22 protein-coding genes are annotated in these 21241 nt (G+C 62.5%); 16 read left to right on the forward strand and 6 right to left on the reverse strand.

The window, feature by feature from the left end:
- Positions 1-18: 18 nt before the first annotated feature.
- The 12 genes from sdhC (at position 19) to HH302_RS06115 (ending at position 14149) form a co-directional block, all read left to right on the forward strand.
- A complete protein-coding gene (sdhC, locus tag HH302_RS06060; RefSeq protein WP_172199603.1) occupies positions 19-414 on the forward strand; it encodes a succinate dehydrogenase, cytochrome b556 subunit in 396 nt (131 codons plus the stop codon).
- 3 nt (positions 415-417) lie between these two features.
- A complete protein-coding gene (gene sdhD / locus HH302_RS06065; RefSeq protein ID WP_172199606.1) occupies positions 418-765 on the forward strand; it encodes a succinate dehydrogenase, hydrophobic membrane anchor protein in 348 nt (115 codons plus the stop codon).
- Complete coding sequence (sdhA, locus tag HH302_RS06070) at positions 766-2538, forward strand: succinate dehydrogenase flavoprotein subunit (RefSeq protein WP_172199609.1); 1773 nt, start codon at positions 766-768, stop codon at positions 2536-2538.
- Between the two features lie 37 nt (positions 2539-2575).
- On the forward strand, positions 2576-3271 hold the full coding sequence (locus HH302_RS06075; RefSeq protein WP_172200772.1) for a succinate dehydrogenase iron-sulfur subunit: 696 nt from the start codon (positions 2576-2578) through the stop codon (positions 3269-3271).
- Between the two features lie 7 nt (positions 3272-3278).
- Complete coding sequence (locus tag HH302_RS06080; RefSeq protein ID WP_172199612.1) at positions 3279-3515, forward strand: succinate dehydrogenase assembly factor 2; 237 nt, start codon at positions 3279-3281, stop codon at positions 3513-3515.
- Between the two features lie 53 nt (positions 3516-3568).
- The gene (gltA, locus tag HH302_RS06085; RefSeq protein ID WP_172199615.1) at positions 3569-4861 is read left to right on the forward strand and encodes a citrate synthase; all 1293 of its coding nucleotides are present in this window, start codon (positions 3569-3571) and stop codon (positions 4859-4861) included.
- A 155-nt stretch (positions 4862-5016) separates the two neighbouring features.
- Positions 5017-7863, forward strand: coding sequence for a 2-oxoglutarate dehydrogenase E1 component (locus tag HH302_RS06090; protein WP_172199618.1), 2847 nt, complete (start codon positions 5017-5019; stop codon positions 7861-7863).
- A gap of 36 nt (positions 7864-7899) precedes the next feature.
- The gene (gene odhB / locus HH302_RS06095; RefSeq protein WP_172199621.1) at positions 7900-9153 is read left to right on the forward strand and encodes a 2-oxoglutarate dehydrogenase complex dihydrolipoyllysine-residue succinyltransferase; all 1254 of its coding nucleotides are present in this window, start codon (positions 7900-7902) and stop codon (positions 9151-9153) included.
- 13 nt (positions 9154-9166) lie between these two features.
- Entirely contained in the window at positions 9167-9493 is a 327-nt protein-coding gene (locus tag HH302_RS06100; RefSeq protein ID WP_172199624.1) for a PspC domain-containing protein, read from the forward strand.
- An 18-nt stretch (positions 9494-9511) separates the two neighbouring features.
- Positions 9512-10936, forward strand: coding sequence for a dihydrolipoyl dehydrogenase (gene lpdA / locus HH302_RS06105; protein ID WP_172199627.1), 1425 nt, complete (start codon positions 9512-9514; stop codon positions 10934-10936).
- A gap of 75 nt (positions 10937-11011) precedes the next feature.
- Positions 11012-12124 carry a cell division protein ZapE gene (zapE, locus tag HH302_RS06110; RefSeq protein ID WP_172199630.1) on the forward strand — a complete coding sequence of 371 codons (1113 nt, stop codon included), beginning with the start codon at positions 11012-11014 and terminating at the stop codon, positions 12122-12124.
- 66 nt (positions 12125-12190) lie between these two features.
- Positions 12191-14149 (forward strand): ATP-dependent DNA helicase, encoded by a 1959-nt coding sequence (locus tag HH302_RS06115; protein WP_172199633.1) that lies wholly within the window; start codon positions 12191-12193, stop codon positions 14147-14149.
- Positions 14150-14205: 56 nt separating this feature from the next.
- Here the strand turns inward: HH302_RS06115 and HH302_RS06120 are convergent, their stop codons facing one another.
- Genes HH302_RS06120 through ompR form a run of 6 tightly spaced genes read right to left on the reverse strand, consistent with a single transcriptional unit; the run spans position 14206 to position 18295 of the window.
- The gene (locus HH302_RS06120; RefSeq protein WP_172199636.1) at positions 14206-15036 is read right to left on the reverse strand and encodes a peptidylprolyl isomerase; all 831 of its coding nucleotides are present in this window, start codon (positions 15034-15036) and stop codon (positions 14206-14208) included.
- A gap of 18 nt (positions 15037-15054) precedes the next feature.
- Positions 15055-15336, reverse strand: coding sequence for a BolA family transcriptional regulator (locus tag HH302_RS06125; RefSeq protein WP_172199639.1), 282 nt, complete (start codon positions 15334-15336; stop codon positions 15055-15057).
- Positions 15336-15635: a YciI family protein gene (locus HH302_RS06130; RefSeq protein ID WP_172199642.1), complete on the reverse strand. Its 300-nt coding sequence runs from the start codon at positions 15633-15635 to the stop codon at positions 15336-15338. Before HH302_RS06130 ends, HH302_RS06125 begins: the two co-directional genes overlap by 1 nt.
- Positions 15635-16171, reverse strand: a complete 537-nt coding sequence (locus HH302_RS06135) for a septation protein A (RefSeq protein WP_172199645.1) — start codon at positions 16169-16171, stop codon at positions 15635-15637. Before HH302_RS06135 ends, HH302_RS06130 begins: the two co-directional genes overlap by 1 nt.
- A gap of 29 nt (positions 16172-16200) precedes the next feature.
- The gene (locus HH302_RS06140; protein ID WP_172199648.1) at positions 16201-17553 is read right to left on the reverse strand and encodes an ATP-binding protein; all 1353 of its coding nucleotides are present in this window, start codon (positions 17551-17553) and stop codon (positions 16201-16203) included.
- Positions 17554-17566: 13 nt separating this feature from the next.
- Positions 17567-18295, reverse strand: a complete 729-nt coding sequence (ompR, locus tag HH302_RS06145) for a two-component system response regulator OmpR (RefSeq protein ID WP_172199667.1) — start codon at positions 18293-18295, stop codon at positions 17567-17569.
- A 145-nt stretch (positions 18296-18440) separates the two neighbouring features.
- On the opposite strand from ompR, the gene HH302_RS06150 reads away from it, so the two are divergent.
- The 4 genes from HH302_RS06150 (at position 18441) to HH302_RS06165 (ending at position 21237) form a co-directional block, all read left to right on the forward strand.
- Complete coding sequence (locus HH302_RS06150; protein ID WP_172199670.1) at positions 18441-18830, forward strand: hypothetical protein; 390 nt, start codon at positions 18441-18443, stop codon at positions 18828-18830.
- Between the two features lie 115 nt (positions 18831-18945).
- Positions 18946-20499 carry an acyl-CoA carboxylase subunit beta gene (locus HH302_RS06155; protein ID WP_172199673.1) on the forward strand — a complete coding sequence of 518 codons (1554 nt, stop codon included), beginning with the start codon at positions 18946-18948 and terminating at the stop codon, positions 20497-20499.
- A 7-nt stretch (positions 20500-20506) separates the two neighbouring features.
- Positions 20507-20848, forward strand: a complete 342-nt coding sequence (locus tag HH302_RS06160) for a hypothetical protein (protein WP_172199676.1) — start codon at positions 20507-20509, stop codon at positions 20846-20848.
- 8 nt (positions 20849-20856) lie between these two features.
- Complete coding sequence (locus tag HH302_RS06165) at positions 20857-21237, forward strand: biotin/lipoyl-containing protein (RefSeq protein ID WP_172199679.1); 381 nt, start codon at positions 20857-20859, stop codon at positions 21235-21237.
- The last annotated feature ends 4 nt before the right edge of the window (positions 21238-21241 follow it).

Here is a 21241-nt window from a genome sequence, read left to right on the forward strand (position 1 = left end):
CCCTGTGAGAGGTGAAGCATGTCAGATACAACAATCAAGAAACCGAGACCCAAGCATCTCGACCTGAAGGTGATCCGTCTGCCGCTACCCGGATTCGTGTCGATCCTGCATCGCGTGAGCGGCGCCGGTTTGTTCCTGATGCTGCCGGTTTTGCTGTGGCTCTTTGGTTCCAGCGTTGGCAGCCCCGAGGCTATGGCGCAAGCCAAATCGGTGGTTGCGAATCCGCTGGTGAAACTGGTGCTGTTTGGTTTGCTGTGGGCGTATCTGCACCACTTCTGCGCCGGCATCCGCTTTCTTCTGCTGGACATGCACAAGGGCCTCGATCTGCCGACCGCGCGCAAGAGCGCCGGCGCGGTGCTGGCAGTAAGCCTGACTCTTACGGTGCTGATCGGCGCCAAGATTTTCCTGGGGTAAGCCATGCAAAACCGAATTGTCGTTGGTGCCCACTACGGCTTGCGTGACTGGCTTGCTCAGCGCGTCACGGCCACGGTGATGGCGCTGTACACCGTCTTCTTCGTCGTCAACCTGTTCTGTCTGCCGGAATTCTCTGCGGAAGCCTGGCGCGCCATGTTCTCGGGCGGGTTCATGCGTTTCGCGACCTTCCTGTTCTGGCTCGCACTGTTCTTCCATGCGTGGGTTGGCGTTCGGGACATCTTCATGGATTACATCAAGCCGGTCGGTGTGCGCCTGATTGCGCACTCGGTCGTCGCTTTCCTGCTGATCGGCTATGCGGGCTGGGCAGCCCAGATTCTTTGGAGGCTGTAAGTGAAAGTCGCTAAGCGTACGTTTGATGCGGTGATCGTCGGCGCGGGTGGCGCCGGGATGCGGGCCGCAATTCAGCTCTCCGAGGCTGGCCTGAAGACGGCCGTGCTGTCCAAGGTCTTCCCGACTCGTTCGCATACCGTTGCGGCGCAGGGCGGTGTCTCGGCGTCGCTCGGCAACTCGGAGCCCGATCACTGGCACTGGCACATGTACGACACCGTCAAGGGGTCGGACTGGCTGGGCGATCAGGACGCGATCGAGTTCATGTGCCGCAAGGCGCCCGAAGTGGTTGTGGAACTTGAACACTTCGGCATGCCGTTTGACCGTACCGACGAGGGCAAGATTTACCAGCGCCCCTTCGGTGGCCACATGTCGAACTTCGGCGACAAGCCGGTGCGCCGCGCCTGTGCGGCCGCTGACCGTACCGGCCACGCGATGCTCCACGCGCTCTACCAGCGCAACGTGAAAGCGAACACGCAGTTCTTCGTTGAATGGATGGCGCTGGATCTGCTGCGCGACACGGACGGCCGCGTGCTCGGCGTGATCGCGATGGAGATGGAAACCTCGGAAATCGTGGTGTTCCAGGCCAAGGCGACGCTGTTCGCAACCGGCGGTGCGGGCCGCATCTTCGCGTCCTCGACGAACGCCTTCATCAATACCGGCGACGGCCTGGGTATGGCGGCGCGTGCCGGTATTCCGCTCGAAGACATGGAGTTCTGGCAGTTCCACCCGACCGGCGTTGCCGGCGCGGGCGTGCTGATCACCGAAGGCGTGCGCGGCGAAGGCGGCATCCTGCGCAATGCCTCGGGTGAGCGTTTCATGGAACGCTATGCGCCGAACGCGAAGGATCTTGCCTCGCGTGACGTCGTCTCCCGCGCGATGGTCACCGAGATCAACGAAGGTCGCGGCTGCGGCCCGAACAAGGATCACGTGCTGCTCGACATCACGCACCTTGACCCGGATGTCATCAACAAGCGCCTGCCGGGCATCCGCGAGATCTCGATCCAGTTCGCCAACGTTGACCCGATCCGCGCGCCGATTCCGGTGGTGCCGACCTGTCATTACCAGATGGGCGGTATTCCGACCAACTACCGTGGTGAAGTCGTCGTCGACGGTGCCTCAGTGCCCGGCTTCTACGCCGCAGGCGAGTGCGCATGCGCATCGGTGCACGGCGCGAACCGCCTCGGCACCAACTCGCTGCTTGACTTGCTGGTGTTTGGCAAGAGCTCGGGCGAGACGATGGTGGAGTACATCAAGGGGCAGGGCAGCGCACAGCCTGAGATCCCGCAAGCCGAAATTGATCGCTCAGTCGCGCGCGTTGATCGCCTGCTGACGCAGAGCGGCGGCACCAACGTGCACGATGTTCGCGCACAGATGCAACAGACGATGCAGAAGCACTGCGGCGTGTTCCGCTTCAAGGACATGCTGGCAAGCGGCGTCGACAAGATCCTTGAAGTCGAGAAGCTGGTGCAGCGCACCGAAATCAAGGACAAGTCCAAGGTCTTCAACACCGCGCTGACCGAAGCGCTGGAGCTTGAGAACCTCATCGAGGTCGCCAAGGCGACGATGATCTCGGCGAACAACCGTACCGAGTCGCGTGGCGCCCATGTGCGCGACGATGCGACCGACACGCCGCAAACGCCGGACGGCCGTGACGACGCCAACTGGCTCAAGCACACGCTGTGGCATCGCGACGGCAATCGCATCGATTACAAGCCGGTGGTGATGAAGCCGCTGACCGTCGACACCATCGCGCTGAAGAAGCGCGCGTACTGATCTGCCATCGGAGGAACCACGCGTGGCAAACCGTACTATGAAATTCCAGATCTACCGCTACGACCCGGACAAGGACGCAGCGCCGTACATGCAGGACGTGTCGATCGAAGTCGACGCGACCGATCGCAAGCTGCTCGATGTGCTAGTCAAGCTCAAGGCCAAGGACGATTCGATCTCGTTCCGCCGCTCATGCCGTGAAGGCGTGTGTGGCTCCGACGCGATGAACATCAACGGCAAGAACGGGCTGGCCTGCCTCACCGATATCGCATCGCTGAAAGAGCCGGTGCAGTTGCGCCCGCTCCCGGGACTGCCGGTGATCCGCGACCTGATCGTGGACATGACCCAGTTCTTCAAGCAGTACCACTCGATCAAGCCGTACGTCGTCAACAACGACCCGCCGCCCGAGCGCGAGCGGCTGCAGTCACCGGAAGACCGTGAAGAGCTCAACGGGCTGTACGAGTGCATTCTGTGCGCGAGCTGCTCGACCTCCTGCCCGTCGTTCTGGTGGAACCCGGACAAGTTCGTCGGCCCCGCCGGTCTGCTTGCCGCCTACCGCTTCATCGCCGACACGCGCGACCAGGCGACCAGCGAACGCCTCGACAATCTCGAGGATCCGTATCGCCTGTTCCGCTGCCACACCATCATGAACTGCGTCGATGTGTGCCCGAAGGGTCTCAACCCGACGCGCGCGATCGGCAAGATCAAGGACATGATGGTCCGCAGGGCCGTCTGAGCACACGATGAGCGCACTCAAGGAACGCGTGAAGTGGCGTAGCCGCCGGGGCCTGCTGGAACTCGACATCTTCTTCACGCGTTACTACGCGAAGCATCTCGATGCCCTGAGCGACGCCGAGCTTGAAACGCTGCTCGACATGCTCACCACGGACGATATTGAGCTGTGGAAATGGGTTGGCGGCCGGGAGGAATGCCCGGTCGAAGAATGGAAAAGCTTGATCGCCGCCATCCGTCAGGCATGACGGGCGCGGTATCCGATGGATTACTGCAATCACTGGCACAGAAGGGACGAATCATGACGACTCAACGCACCGCTACGCTGACCATCGATGGCAATAGCGTCGAATTCCCGGTGATGTCTGGCGTACACGGGCCGGACGTCATCGACATTCGCAAGCTCTACGGCTCGACCGGTAACTTCACCTTTGACCCGGGCTTCCTGTCTACGGCCAGCTGCCAGTCGAAGATCACGTACATCGACGGCGACAAGGGCGAGCTGATGTATCGCGGCTACCCGATCGAGCAACTCGCCGAGAAGTGCGACTTCCTCGAAACCGCCTACCTGCTGCGCGAGGGCGAACTGCCCACGGTGAAGCAGAAAGAAGCCTTCGTAAAGTCGATCCAGCGTCACACGATGGTTCACGAACAGCTGACCCGCTTCTACCAGGGCTTCCGCCGTGACGCACACCCGATGGCCGTGTGCGTGGGTGTGGTTGGTGCGCTGTCGGCGTTCTACCACGATGCGGCTGACTTCTCGGATCAGGAACACCGCACGGTGTCCTTCCACCGCATCCTCGCGAAGATGCCGACCATCGTTGCGATGGCCTACAAGTACTCGGTTGGCGAGCCGTTCATGTACCCGCGCAACGACCTCGACTACACCGAGAACTTCATGCACATGATGTTCGGTACGCCGTGCGAGAAGTATGTGCCGAACCCGGTGCTGGCCAAGGCACTTGACCGCATCCTGATCCTGCACGCTGACCACGAACAGAACGCATCGACCTCCACCGTGCGTCTGGCTGGCTCGTCGGGTGCCAATCCGTTTGCGTGCATCTCGGCCGGTATCGCCTGCTTGTGGGGCCCCGCCCACGGTGGCGCGAACGAGGCCTGCCTCAACATGCTGGAAGAGATCGGCGATGTGTCGCGCGTTGGCGAGTACATCAAACGCGCGAAGGACAAGAACGACTCCTTCAAGCTGATGGGCTTCGGTCACCGCGTGTACAAGAACTACGACCCGCGCGCCAAGCTGATGCGCGAGACCTGTCACGAAGTGCTGCACGAGCTTGGCCTGCACGACAGCAAGCTGTTCAAGCTCGCGATGGAACTCGAGCGCATCGCGCTGGAAGATCCGTACTTCGTCGAGAAGAAGCTTTACCCGAACGTCGACTTCTACTCCGGCATCGTGCAGAGCGCGCTGGGGATTCCGACTTCGATGTTCACCTGCATTTTCGCCCTTGCGCGCACCGTTGGCTGGATGAGCCAGTGGGAGGAAATGCTTACCGACGCCGACTACAAGATCGGCCGTCCGCGTCAGCTCTACGTGGGCGCCGCAAAGCGCGACGTTACCCCGATCGGCTTGCGCTGACACAGCAGATGGCAAGTCGCAACAGTGTTTGACCGCGGGGCGGGCTGACGATCTGGGGGGAGAGTCTCCCCGTCCCGTTTTTTCCGGTGTGAGTGGCTTCCACCGGATCGCTGTGCGGCGTGCTTCATTCACCCGCAGAAAGACAGGTGGCTCCAATGATGAGACAGTTTATGGGCAACTCCTATCTGTTCGGGAGCAATGCGCCGTTCATCGAGGAACTCTACGAGTCCTACCTCGATAACCCGGCCAGCGTTCCCGAGCAGTGGCGAGATTATTTCGATGCCCTGCAGAACATGCCTGGTGCCGTGACGCGCGACGTCGCCCACGCACCGGTCATTGCATCCTTCGCCCAGATGGCGAAGCAGAACAAGCTCGCGACCTCCGCCGTCGGTATCGCCGACAAGCGTCAGATCGGCGTGCTCCAGATGATCAACGCTTATCGATTCCTCGGTAACCGTTGGGCACAGATCGATCCGCTCAAGCGCCAGGAGCGCCCGCAGATCGCCGAGCTCGAACCTTCGTTCTATGGCTTCACCGAAGCGGATTTGAGCCAGCAGTTCAACACAGGCTCCTTCCACTTCCCCAACGGTCAGCAGGCAACGCTGCGCGAGATTCTCGAGTCCGCACGCGAGACCTACTGCGGCACCGTTGCAACGGAGTACATGTACCTCTCTGACATCGGTCAGAAGCGCTGGATCCAGAGCAAGCTGGAACCGAACCGCAGCCGCCCGAACTTCAGCGTCGAGCAGCGCAAGCGCATCCTCGAACGGATGACCGCAGCGGAAACGCTCGAGAAGTACCTCCACACCCGCTACGTTGGCCAGAAGCGCTTCTCGCTGGAAGGCGGCGAATCGGCCATCGTTGCGATGGACACGATCATCAACCATGCGGGTACCGCCGGCGTGCAGGAAATCGTGATCGGCATGGCCCACCGTGGCCGCCTTAACGTGCTGGTCAACACGCTGGGCAAGCAACCAGCGATGCTGTTCTCGGAGTTCGAGGGCAAGCACGCGGCGGATCTGTCCGCCGGCGACGTGAAGTACCACATGGGCTTCTCGTCCGATGTCAGCACGCCCGGAGGCCCGGTGCACCTGACGCTGGCGTTCAACCCGTCTCACCTCGAAATCGTGAACCCGGTGGTCGAGGGCTCGGTGTATGCCCGTCAGCAGCGCCGCTCTGAAGCGGAGAAGCTCTGCGCGCTGCCGGTGCTGATCCACGGCGATGCGGCGGTGGCGGGGCAGGGCGTTAACCAGGAGATGCTGAACTTCTCGCAGACGCGGGGTTTTGGCACTGGCGGCACGATCCACATCGTCATCAACAACCAGATCGGTTTTACCACGTCCGATCCGCGCGATCTGCGTTCGTCGATCTACTGTACCGACGTGTTCAAGATGGTCGAAGCGCCGATCTTCCACGTCAACGGCGACGACCCTGAAGCGGTCGCGCTGGTCTGTCAGATCGCCGTCGAGTTCCGCCAGACATTCAAGAAGGATGTCGTGGTTGACATCATCTGCTACCGCAAGCTCGGCCACAACGAGCAGGACGAGCCGATGGTCACGCAGCCGCTGATGTACAAGAAGGTCAATGCGCATCCGGGCTCGCGCAAGCTGTACGCGGATCGCCTGGTCGGGCTTGGCGTGTGCCGCCCGGACGAACCGGACCAGATGATCACCGAGTACCGCGCCGCACTCGACCGCGGTGAGCTGCTCTACAACCCGGTGCTGTCTGGCTACACCCGCAAGTTCGCGCAGGACTGGTCGCCGTTTCTGAAGAAGGAATACACCGACGAGTGCGACACCTCGGTGCCGCAAGCCGAGTTGCGCCGCCTCGCGCAGCGCCTGACCGACGTGCCTTCCAGCATCACGCTGCACTCGCGTGTGGCGAAGATCATTGAAGACCGCAAGGCAATGGGTGAGGGCAAGCTGCCGCTCGACTGGGGCATGGGTGAGAACCTTGCTTACGCGTCGCTGGTGGCCGAAGGCTTCGGCGTGCGCCTGTCGGGTCAGGATGCCGGGCGTGGCACCTTCTTCCATCGCCACGCAGTGCTGCACGATCAGAACCGAGAGGTGTGGGACGAAGGCATCTATGTGCCAGCCCAGCACATCCAGGAAAACCAGGCGCCCTTCACGGTCATCGACTCCGTGCTGTCCGAAAACGCCGTGCTGGCGTTCGAGTACGGTTTCGCGACTGCGGAACCGAATCACCTGGTTGTGTGGGAAGGCCAGTTCGGCGACTTCGCCAACGGCGCCCAAGTGGTGATCGACCAGTTCATCAGCTCGGGAGAAGCAAAGTGGGGCCGTCTGTCGGGCATCACGATGCTGCTGCCGCACGGTTACGAAGGTCAGGGGCCGGAGCACTCTTCGGCGCGCCTTGAGCGCTACATGCAGCTGTGTGCCGAGAACAACTGGCAGGTCTGCGTGCCCTCGACGCCGTCGCAGATCTTCCACCTGTTGCGCCGTCAGATGGTGCGCAAGCTCCGCAAGCCGCTGATCGTGATGACGCCGAAGTCGCTGCTGCGCCACAAGGACGCGGTTTCGACGCTGGACGAACTCTCGGATGGCCGTTTCCGTACGGTGATTGGCGAGGTTGATCCGCTGGATCCGAAGGCCGTCACGCGCGTGGTGCTGTGCTCCGGCAAGATCTACTACGAGCTGGTTGCCGAACGGCGTGCCAAGGGCATCCAGAACACCGCCATCGTACGTATCGAACAGCTTTATCCCTTCCCGAATGAGGCATTTGCCGAAGAGCTTGGCAAATACCCCAACGCGCAGGAAGTGGTGTGGTGTCAGGAAGAGCCGCGTAACCAGGGTGCCTGGTACTGGATCGTTTCCCGTCAGCATCTCGCCCGCTCGCTGGGCAAGAGCCACCACCTCTACCTCGTCAGCCGTCCGGCCTCGGCATCGCCGGCGGTCGGCTACTACGCCAAGCACCAGGTGCAGCAGAAGGCGGTGATCGAGGGCGCGTTCGGTGAACTGAATCAGGACGTCGCTCCGAGCCGTTGAGCTGGCGCGTCAGAAAGCACATAGAGGGAAGAAAAAATGCTGATCGAAGTGAAAGTCCCGCAGCTTTCCGAATCGGTGTCCGAAGCGACGCTGGTGAGCTGGCACAAGAAGGAAGGCGACGCGGTTGCCCGTGACGAAAACCTGATCGACATCGAGACCGACAAGGTCGTGCTCGAGACCCCGGCCCCGGCGGCCGGCGTGTTGGTCAAGATCATCAAGGGCAACGGCTCGAGCGTTACCAGTGGTGACCTGATCGCACAGATCGACACCGAAGCGACCGCAGGCGCCTCTGCGCCCGCCGCGACTGCGGCCCCGGCCGCAGCACCGGCGCCCGCTGCTGCTGCGGCTACCGCACCGTCGGGCATGGGCCCGGCCGCGCGCAAGATCCTCGCGGAGAAGGGCGTCGATGCATCGAGCGTGCAGGGCACCGGCCCTGGCGGCCGTGTAACCAAGGCGGATGCGCTGGGTACGACGACCCACACCGTCACCAAGGCGGCGGTGGTGCCGTCAAGCCTTCCGGCAGTTGGCTCCACGGCGTCGGCATTGCCGCAGCCGCCGGCACCGGTGGCGGTGGAATCGGTGCTGGCCGATCGTCCGGAGCAGCGCGTGCCGATGAGCCGCCTGCGTGCCCGCGTTGCCGAGCGCTTGCTGCAGTCGCAAGCCACCAACGCCATCCTGACCACGTTCAACGAGGTCAACATGGCGCCGGTGATGGAGATGCGCAAGAAGTACCAGGAGAAGTTCGAGAAGGAGCACGGCGTGAAGCTGGGCTTCATGTCCTTCTTCGTGAAGGCGGCTGTTGCCGCACTGAAGAAGTACCCGGTGCTGAACGCGTCGGTCGATGGCAATGACATCGTCTATCACGGCTACTTCGATATCGGTATCGCCGTGGGTTCGCCGCGCGGTTTGGTGGTGCCGATCCTGCGCAACGCCGACCAGATGACGCTGGCGGAAATCGAGAAGAAGATTGCGGAGTTCGGCGCCAAGGCACGCGATGGCAAGCTTTCCATCGAAGACCTGACCGGCGGCACCTTCTCGATCTCGAACGGCGGCATCTTCGGTTCGATGCTGTCGACGCCGATCATCAACCCGCCGCAATCGGCGATCCTCGGCATTCACGCCACCAAGGATCGTCCGGTGGTTGAGAACGGTCAGGTCGTGATCCGTCCGATCAACTACCTTGCGATGTCGTATGACCACCGGATCATCGACGGCCGCGAGGCAGTGCTCGGGTTGGTCACCATGAAGGAAGCACTGGAGGATCCGGCGCGTCTGCTGCTGGAAATCTGACCGGAGGCAATCAATGTCCGTCGCCGATGAAATCGCCAAACTGCACCAGCTGAAAGAAAGCGGAGCACTGACGGACGCGGAGTTCGCTGCGGCGAAAGCGCGCCTCCTGGGCGATGAAACACCCCGCAGCAACGCTGCGGGGTCGGCGGCGATCAACGGATTGCGCCGTTCGCGTGACGACCGCTGGATCGGTGGCGTCTGCGGCGGCATCGGCCGGATGACCGGGGTAGAGTCGTGGGTCTGGCGCCTGCTGTGGGTGCTGATGGCCTGCTTTGCCGGTGTAGGTGTGTTCGCCTACGTCCTCTGCTGGATTTTTGTACCCGACGAGAACGCCGGGTAATCACGATCGGAGCGTTCAATGGCTCAGGAATTCGATGTACTGGTGATCGGCGGCGGGCCCGCTGGTTACGTCGCCGCCATCCGTGCGGCGCAGTTGGGGCTGAAGGCAGCCTGTTGCGAATCTGCGGCGTATGCCGACCCGAAAGGCGAGCCGCGTCTGGGTGGCACCTGCCTTAACGTCGGCTGCATCCCGTCGAAGGCGCTGTTGTATTCGTCGGAACTCTACGATCACGCAACCCACGCCTTCGTGATGCATGGCATCAAGGTCGAAGGTGTGTCGATCGATGTGCCCTCGATGATCCGCCGCAAGGACAACATCGTCACGCAGCTCACCAGCGGCATCAAAGGGCTGTTCAAGAAGTACAAGGTCACCTTCCTTGCCGGTCACGGCAGCTTCGTCGCGGAGGCCGACGGCCTCTGGAAGATGAAGGTTGGCAACGAAGATGTCGTCGCCAAGCATGTGATCGTTGCCACCGGTTCGCGTGCGCGGCATCTGCCGGGGATTCCGGTCGACAACGTCAACATCGTCGATAACGAAGGCGCGCTCAAGACGGAGTCCGTACCGAAGCGCCTGGGCGTGATCGGTGCTGGGGTGATCGGCCTTGAAATGGGCAGCGTCTGGAAGCGCCTTGGCTCCGAGGTCACCATTCTTGAGGCGCTGCCGGACTTCCTGGCGGCAGCCGATCAGGCGGTGGCGAAGGAAGCCTGGAAAGTCTTCACGAAGAAGCAGGGTTTGAACATCCAGCTTGGCGTACAGATCAAGGAAGTGACGACCGGCCCCAACACGGTCTCGGTGAAGTACGAGAACGACGAAGGCGACCAGGTCCTTGAGTTCGACAAGCTGGTCGTGGCGGTGGGCCGTACGCCGAACACCGAAGGGCTCAACGCGGCCGCCGTCGGGCTCAAGCTTGATGCCCGTGGCCGAATCGAAGTCGACGATCACTGCTCGACCAATCTACGCAACGTATGGGCGGTCGGCGATGTGGTGCGGGGGCCGATGCTGGCGCACAAGGGCATGGAAGAGGGCGTCATGGTGGCCGAATGCATCGCCGGTCAGGCGGGGCACTGCAACTACGACACGATTCCGTGGGTCATCTACACCCAGCCGGAGATCGCCTGGGTCGGCAAGACCGAGCAGGATCTGAAGGCCGCGGGTATTCCGTTCAAGGCGGGCCAAATCCCGTTCATGGCGAACGGCCGTGCCTTGGGGCAGGGCGACACCACGGGTTTTGTGAAGGTTCTGGCGCATGCCGAGACTGATCAGATCCTCGGTGCTCACATCATCGGCACCAACGCGTCGGAGCTGATCGCCGAGGCCGTCGTTGCGATGGAGTTCGGCGCGTCGTCTGAAGACCTGGCCCGCACCGCCCATGCCCACCCGACCCTGTCGGAAGTGATGCACGAAGCCGCGCTGGCAGTCGACAAGCGTTCGCTGCACTTCTAAAGCATTGCAACCGGACGGCCGTTCACCGGTCTATCGACCGAGAACGGCCGTTTTCTATTTCGATACGCAGCAGCCATGCCGCACCGCATCCTCAACGTTCCCGAATTTGGCGTCCGCGACGCCTATGAATCCCTGCTGAAGGCCCGTGGGTACAAGGCCGACGCGGCACAACGCGGCGCCATCGCGCGTTTGCAGGATCTCTACACCGATCTGCTGGCCTTCAAGGCAGTTCGCCGAACGCGCTTGCGCAAGCTGGTGTTCAACCCGCACCCGCCACGCAGCGTTTATCTCTGGGGGGGGGTTGGGCGCGGCAAGAGCTTCATCATGGACTGCTTCTTCGACGCGGTGCCTTACCAGCGCAAGCGTCGGGTTCACTTCCATGCGTTCATGCGGGAAGTGCATGAGCTGCTGCGCAGCTTCAAGGACAACGAAGACCCGCTGATCCGCGTGGCCGAGACGATTGCCCGCCAAACGCGGCTGATGTGCTTCGACGAGTTCCACGTTTCTGACATCGCCGACGCGATGATTCTCGGCCGTCTGCTGGACGCCCTGTTCGCACGCGGTGTGGTGTTCGTGATGACCTCGAATTACCCGCCGGACGGCCTCTATCCGAATGGCCTGCAACGGCAGAATTTCCTGCCAACCATCGACCTGATCAAGCGGCGCTTCGATGTGCTCGAAGTTGATCAGGGCACGGACTACCGCTTGCGCGCGCTTGAGCGCATGAACATCTACATCGTGCCAGCAGGCGCCAATGCGGACGAGCAGTTGGCCAATGAATTCAGGCAGGTGGCCGGTGGCAAGGGCATGCCGGGCGAGATCGAATTGCTCGATCGCCAGATTCCGGTACGGCGCCTGCATGAAGGTACGGTGTGGTTCGATTTTGCGACGCTTTGCGGCGGCCCTCGCTCGCAAAATGACTACCTTGACCTTGCCCGGCGCTACCACACGATATTCCTGTCCGACATTCCGGTCATGACGCGCGACAACGGCAACGAGGCACGGCGTTTTACCTGGCTTGTCGATGTGCTCTACGACTGTCGCGTGAAGCTGATTATCAGCGCGGAAGCCGAAGCGCCTGATCTTTATCGCGAGGGGCCGAATGCGCAGGAATTCCCCCGCACCGTATCGCGCCTGATCGAGATGCGCTCGCGCGAGTATCTGGCGGAGCGCCATCGCCCAGTGTGATCGGCCTGCGGCGGCCAGGGTCGTCCATCGGCCGTGCTAACATCGCCGACCCACGCGCCCGCCGCCATGAAAGAACTCTCCAGCTACTTCGCCGAAGACGGCGCGCTCGCCCAACGCATTGCCGGTTACCGGCCGCGGCCTCAACAGTTCGAGATGGCGCAGGCGATCGCCGACGCCATCAAGGGCAATCGGGTGCTCGTCGCCGAAGCCGGCACCGGCACCGGGAAGACCTTTGCCTACCTCGTGCCGGCGCTGCTCTCCGGCGGCAAGGTGATCGTCTCCACCGGCACCAAGACGCTGCAGGACCAGCTGTTCCATCGCGATCTGCCTGCGGTGCGCGACGCGCTACGCGTGCCGGTCAGCGTCGCGCTGCTCAAAGGGCGTGCGAACTATCTGTGCCACTATCACCTGGAGCGGGCACAGAGCGATGGCCGATTCGCCACCCGCGAAGATGCACTGCATTTGCCCAAAATCGTACGCTGGGCCAAGCACACCTCAACCGGCGATAAGGCCGAGTGCCCGGACGTTTCCGAAGACGCTGGGGTGTGGCAACAAGTCACCTCGACACGCGACAACTGCCTCGGGCAGGACTGTCCGAGCGTCAAGGAATGCTTCGTCCTCGCCGCGCGCCGCGCTGCGCAAGAAGCCGAGGTCGTAGTGGTCAATCACCACCTCTTCTTTGCTGATGTGATGCTGCGCGACACCGGCCTCGCTGAGTTGCTGCCGGCCTGCAATACGGTGATCTTCGACGAAGCGCACCAACTGCCCGAGACGGCCAGCCTGTTCTTCGGTGAGAGTATCTCGACCGGGCAACTGCTGGATCTCGCGCGTGACACTCGCAACGAGGCAATTGCCGGCGCCAAGGATTTCATGCCCTTGCAGGATGCGACCCGTACGCTGGAAAAGGCGGCCCGCGATCTGCGGCTTGCCTTCCCGGGTGACAACCAACGGCTCGGCTGGAATCAACTCGGCAGTTTGAAAGGTCTCGAGCCGGCGCTCGATTCGCTGGTTCGGGAGATGGACGCTTTTGCCGCCCTGCTCGAAACGCAGGCTGAACGCTCCGAGGGCCTTGAACGCTGCTGGCAGCGCACCTCCGAAATCGCGGAACGCATCACGCGCTGGCGTATGCCGCCGGGGCCGGAAATCGTTCGCTGGGCCGAGGTGTATAGCCAGTCTGCGTCGCTCAACGCCACACCGCTGCATGTGGCCGGACTCTTCCGCAAACAGCTGGAAGGCACCGCGCGTTCGTGGATCTTTACCTCGGCCACGCTCGCGGTTGGGCGCGATTTCCGGCACTACTGCGAGGAACTCGGCCTCGACGCGCTGGAACCGCCACCCGACACCGCGGTGTGGGGCAGCCCGTTCGATTACGCCACGCAGGCCTTGCTGTACGCACCAGAAGGCATGCCCGACCCGAACAGCCCCGGCTATGTGGACGCGGTGGTCGAAGCTGCGCTGCCCGCGATACGTGCTGCACAGGGGCGTACCTTCGTCCTTTGTACGGCTTTACGCGCGATGCAGCGCATCCATGAGCAGCTTGCGAGCCGTTTTGAGCGCGAGGCGCTGGATTTCCCGCTGCTGATGCAAGGGCAGGGTTCGCGCAGCGAATTGCTTGAGCGTTTCCGCAAGTTGGGTAACGCGGTGCTGGTCGCCAGCCAGAGTTTCTGGGAGGGCGTCGATGTGCCGGGCGACGCGTTGTCGCTCGTCGTGATCGACAAGCTGCCCTTCGCACCGCCGGATGATCCGGTGCTGGCCGCGCGTATCGAATGGATGCGTTCTGAGGGGCGAAACCCCTTCATGGATTACCAGCTGCCGCGATCGGTGATCAACGTCAAGCAGGGGGCAGGGCGTCTGATCCGCACCGAGCGCGACCGCGGCGTCTTGATGATCTGCGACCCGCGCATGATCGACAAACCCTATGGCCGGCGCGTCTGGCAAAGCCTGCCGCCAATGGCTCGCACGCGTCGCTCGTCCGACGCGGTTGCCTTCCTCGAGACGCTGCCGCCGCCGGCCAGAACGGACTGAGCGCACAAAAGCAAAACGGCCCGCGAGGGCCGTTTTGTTGATGCGCAGAAATCCGCTTACTGGATCTTGGCGGCCTTCTTTAGCTCGCCGATGTGCTTTTCGACGGCTTGCTGTTGCAGACGCTGCTGGATGTTGGCCTTGACCTGGTCATAGGCCGGCGGCGTTGCGTCACGCGAGTCGTCCAGCAGGATCACGTGGTAGCCGAAATCGGTCTTGACCGGCTCGGTCGTGTACTTGCCCTTCTGCAGCTTGCCGAGCGCTTCGCCAAACGGCTTAACGTAGGCATCCGGCGAATTCCAGCCGAGGTCGCCACCGTTGTCCTTGGAGCCGGTGTCCTTGCTGTCCTTCGCCAGGTCGGCGAATTTGGCGCCGCCCTTGAGCTTGGTGATGATCGCCTTGGCGTCGTCTTCCTTCTCGACGAGGATGTGGCGGGCCTTGTATTCCTTCTTGGCGCTCTTGGCGACGAGCTCGTCGTAGGCCTTCTTCACGTCGGCTTCCGGAATCGGATGCGTCTTGACGTAGTCTTCGAGGTAGGCGCCGACCAGGGCCGAGCGCTGCATCAGCTGCATTGCGGTCTGGAAGCGCGGGTTCTTGTCGACACCCTTCTTCTTCGCTTCCTGGGCGATCACTTCACGACGGACCAGCTCTTCGCGGATCGCGTTGCGCACTTCAGCATTGTCAGGCGCACCGCGCTGCATCTGCTCTTGCATGAACAGGTCGGCCTGTGCCTGCGGGATGGCAACGCCATTCACCGTAGCAACGGGGCCAGAAGACTTGGCAGCCGGAGCGGCAGCCGGTTTTGCGGCAGCCTTGTCATCGGCGGAGGCCGCAACCGAGATCGCGGCGGCAACGATACCGACGAGCAGTCGGCTGATTTCACGTTTCATGGAGTTCCTCTGGTTTGGTCAAGCGTGGGGTGAGGCAGATTCATCCGGGGTTCGCGCGTCGATGGCGAGCGCGTGAATCCTGGCCGGAATCATGTCGGCGAGTCGTGCATACACCGCGCGATGGCGAGCGATCCGCGACTTGCCGGAAAACTGGTGAGAAACGATGTGCAGGCGAAAGTGCCCGCCGCCGCCCGCGGCCCCGGCGTGGCCCGCATGGCGCGCGCTCTCATCTTCGAGCGTGAGCGCAAGCGGATCCAGTTCGGTCAGACGCGACCGGATTTCGTCGATCAGGGTGGTCATCAGGGGAGTACGCGCTTGAAGGGTCGAACGACGGTGCTGACAAAGACGCCATCGGTCACGTACGGATCTTGTGCCATCCAGGCCTCGGCTTCGGCTTGGCTCGCGAATTCTGCGACGATCAGGCTGCCGACAAAACCTGCGGGGCCCGGATCAGGGCTATCGATTGCAGGCATGGGGCCGGCCAACAACAAGCGGCCAGCATCAGCAAGCGCCTGGAGGCGCGCCAAATGAGCGGGGCGTGCAGCGAGCCGTTTATCGAGGCTGTTCGGGGTGTCTTCACCCATCAGGGCGTACAGCATTACTTCTTTTCCTCATCAAGGTAGCGCGAAAGCATCAAGCTTTGCGCCACCACGAAAACGAGCATCAACCCGGTCCCCCCAAACAGCTTGAAGTTGACCCAGGTCTGTTCTGAAAAGCGATAAGCCACTGCGATGTTGATCACGCCCATCACAGCGAAGAACGCCATCCAGGAGTAATTCAGCTTGCTCCAGGCCTCTTCAGGGAGTTCCAGCTGAGAGCCGAAGATCGCTTGCATCGGATTGCGACGAAATCCCCACTGGGTGACGACCATCGCGATGGCCATGCCCCAGTAGATGATCGTCGGCTTCCATTTGATGAACGTCGGATCGTGCAGTACCAAGGTCAGCGTGCCGAAGATCACAACGACAACGGCCGAGAACCACATCATCGGTTCGACCTTGCGATGGATGAAATAAGCCCACGCGAGCTGCAGTACCGTTGCTGCCACCGCCACACCCGTCGCGACGTAGATGTCGGCGAACTTGTAGGCGATGAAGAACAGCAGAACGGGGAGAAGGTCGAAAAGTATCTTCATATCAGCCGGCCATTATAGCGATGTCGTCGTTACGCGTTGCTTGTGGTGCGCGAAGCCTGCTGAACCAGGATTTGAGCAGCGAGTCCGCCGCCTTCACGCGGCAGCAGATCCAGACGTCCGCCGTGGGCACGTGCGACCCGATCGACGATCGCAAGCCCCAGACCAGACCCCATCGCATCGGTCCGCGCAGCCTCAAGGCGGGTAAAGGGGCGTTTGAGGCGCTCGACCTGATCAGGCGGAATGCCGGGGCCGCGATCCTTGACCGAGAAGATCAGTTGCCCGCCGCGACGTTCGCAGCCCACTTCGACGGGCTTCTCGTGGCCGGCGTAGCGAAGGGCATTGTCGATCAGATTCGAGATTGCGCGCCGCAGCGCTTTGGGTTTTCCGTGGAATGGCAGCGTGGTGCCCGTGATCTCGCCGGCGACGACATTTGCCAGGCCCCGCCGTTGATAGCTCTGGATCAGGTCGTTCGCGAGGGCAGCGCCGTCGAGTTCGGCCATCGATTCATCGGCGCTGCCGCGAGCAAAATCGAGGAACTGCCCGATGATCTTGTCCATTTCCTCGACGTCGGTGGACATCGCTTCAATGTCGTCCGGGTGCGCGCCGGTCATCTCGATCCCGAGGCGAAGGCGTGCCAGCGGCGTGCGCAGGTCATGCGATACGCCGGCGAGGATCAGCGCACGGTCGGATTCGAGCTGCGCGAGACTCTCCGACATCTGGTTGAACGCGCGGCTCACTTCGTTGATTTCGCTCGGGCCTTCTTCCGGCAGGCGAGGCGGTGGCTCGCCACGACCCACCATCCGTGCCGCCGCCGCAATTTGTGCCATCGGCCCGGCAACGCGCCGCACGATCAGGTAAGCGCCCAGCATCGCGAGAATGCCCGCGGCAATGCCCCATCCCAGCCATTCAGCGGTACGGACACGTTCAAAGCGCTCGCGCGGCAACATCACCCAGAACAGATCGTTCGGATCATCCGGGTCGATCCGGAAGCTGACCCAGATGCCTTCGATGCCTTCACGGCTGCCAGCGAAACGGGTTTCGCTGCCGAGCTGGCGGCTGACTTCGGCGGCGATCACACGAATCGTCGGGGAATCGGGAAGCGGCCCCAGCTCGTCGCCGGGTTCCGCTGGGTAGATGCGGATCCCTTCCTGGACCGACAGATCGCGCAACAGCGCAAGGCGCAGCAGCGGATCGGCATTGACCAAAGCGGCGCGAGTCAGATTGACCACGCTGACTAACATCTGGCCGAGCTGGCGTGCGCGCGGCTCCGATTCGAAACGCACGAACAGCTGGTACCACGCAGCCAGCGCGAGGCCGATCAGCAGCGCGATCAGGAAGAAGGTGCGCCACAGCAGGCTGCTGGGCGCAAAGCGAATCACCACTTAACGATGGGCGTCAGCTGCTGCGCTGACCATCCGGCACGAAGACATAGCCAAAGCCCCAGACCGTTTGCAGGTAACGGGGCCGTGAAGCCTCTTCTTCGACCAGTTTGCGCAGACGCGAGATCTGCACGTCAATCGAGCGATCGAACGCGTCGTACTCACGACCACGTGCCAGTTCCATCAGTTTGTCGCGCGACAGCGGCTGACGCGGGTGCTGCAAAAGCACCTTGAGCAGCGCGAACTCGCCCGTTGTAAGCGGCATTTCCTCGCCGTCACGCGTAAGTGAACGCGTGCCGAGGTTGACCGTGACACGACCAAAACTGACGACCTCTTCGTCTTCGGCTGGCGCACCCGGCGGCGTGCGTGGCTTGCGGCGCAGCACAGCGTGGATTCGCGCCACCAGCTCGCGCGGGTTGAAGGGCTTGGGCAGGTAGTCGTCAGCCCCCATTTCCAGGCCAACGATCCGATCGACTTCGTCGCCCTTGGCGGTCAGCATGATGATCGGCAGCTCGCTGCCGTTGCCGCGCAGGCGGCGGCAGATGGAAAGGCCGTCTTCGCCCGGCAGCATCAGGTCCAGCACCAGCAGGTCGGCGTGTTCGCGGGTCAGCGCGCGGTCCATGGCCGGGGCGTCGGCCACGGCCTTCACGCCGAAACCTTGTTCCTCAAGATAGCGCTCCAGCAGGTTGCGCAGGCGTGCATCGTCATCGACGATCAGGATACGGTGGCGTTCTTTGGTTTCCATGGGCTACATGCTAACGGCTCATCGCCGCGGTCGCCAGCGCATGGCAGGTAAAGGTTCGTTGCGGAAAGTGCGACATGAAACACCTCGTAACAAGGAACGGCCATCGCCAAACATATCATTCGCGGCGAGCGGTGAAGATGCGTCCATGAAAAGCGTGGATGTCATCCCGCACAAGCAGGGGATTCGAATGGTGAAGGTGATGTGGCGGAGCGTGGGAAGCGGGGCTTTTACAGCACTGCTGCTGGCGTTCGCTCATCCAGCGGTGGCCGAGGGCTTACGCTTTGGCCACAACTTCGAGAAACGTTCAACGCAGTCAGGCTTGCGTGAAGAGTTACGGGCCGAGCGTCAGGAGCAGCGCCGGGATGACTGGCGCGAACACCAGGCCGATCGCTTTGACGATAGCCGGCGACCCGGCAGGCTTGATGCGCGCTACGACAGCGAACCCACCCCCGCCGTAAGGCGGCTTAGTGCAGAAGAGCGCCGGCAACTCCGCCGCGACCTGCAAGGCGCCGCCCGCGACCTCTACGGCCGCTGATTGGTGCATTTGTCCTTCCGGGATTGATGACTGTCAAGCGGACGACACTCGCTGCGGCGTAGCGTGTCCTGCGTGAGCCGCCCAATGCAGGCGGCTGCGGGAACGCGAGGCCGTCATGACTCTTCCCCCAAAACTGGCACAGCTCCTTGAGGAGCGGCGCGCAGCCATTCTGCTTGCGGGCGGTGCCGACAAGCTTGAGCAGCGCCACAAGAAAGGCCAGCTAGGCGCTCGCGAGCGCCTCGACACGCTTTTCCAGCAAGGCACCTTCCAGGAATTCGGCGCGCATGTAACGCATGACGCGCATGCCTTCGGCATGGAAGGCAAGACACTCCCCTCCGACGGGGTGGTCACCGGCACCGGCTTTGTCGACGGGCAGCATGTTGCCGCGTTCAGCCAGGACTTCACGGTCTGCGCGGGCACGCTGGGCAAGGCGCACGCGAACAAGATCGTCCGGTTGATGAATTTCGCGCTGGCGCAGGGCATTCCGCTCGTTGCGTTCAAGGATTCGGGCGGCGCCCGTATTCAGGAAGGTGTCGAGGCCCTTTCTGGCTACGGTGAAGTGTTCTACGCGAACGTACTGCTTTCAGGAGTGGTGCCGCAGATCGCGGCGGTACTGGGGCCGTGTGCCGGTGGAGCCGCTTATTCGCCGGCGCTGATGGACTTCATCGTGATGACGCGCCGCAATGCGCAGATGTTCATCACCGGCCCTGAGGTCATCAAGGCTGTGACGGGGCACGAGACGACGATGGACGAAGTCGGCGGTGCCGAGATGCATGCGGCAGTGAGCGGCAATGTTCACTTCCTTGCTGAGGACGATGCGCACGCGATCGCGATCATCCGTTCGCTGCTCTCCTATCTGCCGGCCAACAACACCGAAGATCCACCACACCGGCTCGACCCAGGGCTGGATCTGTCACACGACGACGCGATCGATGCGCTGATTCCGGATCAGGCGAACGAGCCGTTGGACATGCCGGCCGTGATCCGCCGCATCGTCGACGATGGCGAGCTGCTTGAGGTGCATGCGAGCTTTGCGCGCAACGTCATCGTCGGACTCGCGCGAATCGGCGGCGTCGTTGTCGGCATCGTCGCGAACCAGCCGCAGGTGATGGCCGGGGCGCTGGACATCAACGCGTCAGACAAGGCATCGCGTTTTATCCGCTTCTGCAATGCCTTCAACATTCCGCTGGTCACGTTTGTCGATGTGCCGGGCTTTTTGCCCGGTGTCGAGCAGGAGCGGGGGGCCATCATCCGGCATGGCGCGAAGCTGTTGTTCGCATACGCATCCTGCACGGTGCCGAAGATCACGCTGGTGCTGCGCAAGGCCTACGGCGGTTCCTACCTCGCGATGTGTAGCCAGGAGATGGGCGCGGACATGGTGTTCGCCTGGCCGACTGCCGAGATCGCCGTGATGGGCGCAGACGCAGCGGTGAAGCTGCTCTACCGTCGCGAGATTGAACAGACCGAGGATCGCGCAGAGAAGGCGGCGGAATATGCCGCGGCTTACCGCGCTGAGTTTGCGTCGCCGTATGCCTCCGCCGCGCGCGGCTACATCACGGATGTGATCCAGCCCTCCGAGACCCGGGCTGCGCTGCGGCTTGCGTTGCGCAAGACGCTGGCCAAACGCGAACGCCGGCCGGCCAAGAAGCACGGCAACATTCCGCTGTAACGCCGCCATGAGTCTGCCGATCACGATCCAGATTTACTTGCTCGCTGCAGTTGTGAGCTTTGCCGTTGCGGGGCTCATCCATCTGCTTGTGGTCACGCTCGATGTGACACGACGCCGGCAGGTGACGATGGTGTCCTCGGCGCCGCCTTCGGTGGCGCCTCAGCCCACATCGCCGACGGCCGCTCAAGTGGCCGCCATCAGCGCTGCACTCAACGAGGTCCTGGGCAACTACCGGATCGTTCGCATCGAAACCGCCGAGCGTGGACACACATGGGTGTCCGGCGCGCGCGCAGCCCAGCACGATTCCCATCATCTGGCCCGTTCGCCGGGTCGTTCTCCCAGTCAGTGAGGCAAAGCATGGAGCGCAGCTTCCGCATAACGGTGGATGGTCAGGTATTCATGGTGACCGTCGAGGAGCTGGACGGCACGCCGCAGACTGCACTGCCTTCGCCAGCGCAGGCCTTTGCGCAGCCTTCGTCGGCCGTCGTCAGCGCGCCTGCCGCACCGACTGCGTCGCCGCCGGCCCAGGGTGCGGTGGTCAGCCACCTAGGCGGGACGGTCGATGAGGTTAGCGTGAAAGTCGGTCAACATGTCGCGGCAGGCGATCGCCTCGCAACGATCGAGGCGATGAAAATGAAGAACGCGATCTTTGCCAGCAGCGCGGGAACGGTGAAGTCGATTGAAGTCGCTGCGGGCGATACGGTGTCTGCTGGGCAAGTGCTCTTGCGGCTCGGCTGAGAGA

This window comes from Niveibacterium sp. COAC-50, from assembly GCF_013184235.1.
Classification (GTDB): domain Bacteria; phylum Pseudomonadota; class Gammaproteobacteria; order Burkholderiales; family Rhodocyclaceae; genus Niveibacterium; species Niveibacterium microcysteis.

Coding starts and splice junctions, on each gene's coding strand:
- HH302_RS06135 (WP_172199645.1), bottom strand. CDS start 16,171: ATGAAGATACTTTTCGACCTTCTCCCCGTTCTGCTGTTCTTCATCGCC.
- HH302_RS06160 (WP_172199676.1), top strand. CDS start 20,507: ATGAGTCTGCCGATCACGATCCAGATTTACTTGCTCGCTGCAGTTGTG.
- HH302_RS06115 (WP_172199633.1), top strand. CDS start 12,191: ATGAAAGAACTCTCCAGCTACTTCGCCGAAGACGGCGCGCTCGCCCAA.
- gltA (WP_172199615.1), top strand. CDS start 3,569: ATGACGACTCAACGCACCGCTACGCTGACCATCGATGGCAATAGCGTC.
- sdhD (WP_172199606.1), top strand. CDS start 418: ATGCAAAACCGAATTGTCGTTGGTGCCCACTACGGCTTGCGTGACTGG.
- HH302_RS06100 (WP_172199624.1), top strand. CDS start 9,167: ATGTCCGTCGCCGATGAAATCGCCAAACTGCACCAGCTGAAAGAAAGC.
- HH302_RS06130 (WP_172199642.1), bottom strand. CDS start 15,635: ATGCTGTACGCCCTGATGGGTGAAGACACCCCGAACAGCCTCGATAAA.
- sdhC (WP_172199603.1), top strand. CDS start 19: ATGTCAGATACAACAATCAAGAAACCGAGACCCAAGCATCTCGACCTG.
- HH302_RS06080 (WP_172199612.1), top strand. CDS start 3,279: ATGAGCGCACTCAAGGAACGCGTGAAGTGGCGTAGCCGCCGGGGCCTG.
- HH302_RS06125 (WP_172199639.1), bottom strand. CDS start 15,336: ATGACCACCCTGATCGACGAAATCCGGTCGCGTCTGACCGAACTGGAT.
- lpdA (WP_172199627.1), top strand. CDS start 9,512: ATGGCTCAGGAATTCGATGTACTGGTGATCGGCGGCGGGCCCGCTGGT.
- zapE (WP_172199630.1), top strand. CDS start 11,012: ATGCCGCACCGCATCCTCAACGTTCCCGAATTTGGCGTCCGCGACGCC.
- HH302_RS06165 (WP_172199679.1), top strand. CDS start 20,857: ATGGAGCGCAGCTTCCGCATAACGGTGGATGGTCAGGTATTCATGGTG.
- ompR (WP_172199667.1), bottom strand. CDS start 18,295: ATGGAAACCAAAGAACGCCACCGTATCCTGATCGTCGATGACGATGCA.
- HH302_RS06150 (WP_172199670.1), top strand. CDS start 18,441: ATGAAAAGCGTGGATGTCATCCCGCACAAGCAGGGGATTCGAATGGTG.
- HH302_RS06075 (WP_172200772.1), top strand. CDS start 2,576: ATGAAATTCCAGATCTACCGCTACGACCCGGACAAGGACGCAGCGCCG.
- HH302_RS06155 (WP_172199673.1), top strand. CDS start 18,946: ATGACTCTTCCCCCAAAACTGGCACAGCTCCTTGAGGAGCGGCGCGCA.
- HH302_RS06120 (WP_172199636.1), bottom strand. CDS start 15,036: ATGAAACGTGAAATCAGCCGACTGCTCGTCGGTATCGTTGCCGCCGCG.
- HH302_RS06090 (WP_172199618.1), top strand. CDS start 5,017: ATGATGAGACAGTTTATGGGCAACTCCTATCTGTTCGGGAGCAATGCG.
- odhB (WP_172199621.1), top strand. CDS start 7,900: ATGCTGATCGAAGTGAAAGTCCCGCAGCTTTCCGAATCGGTGTCCGAA.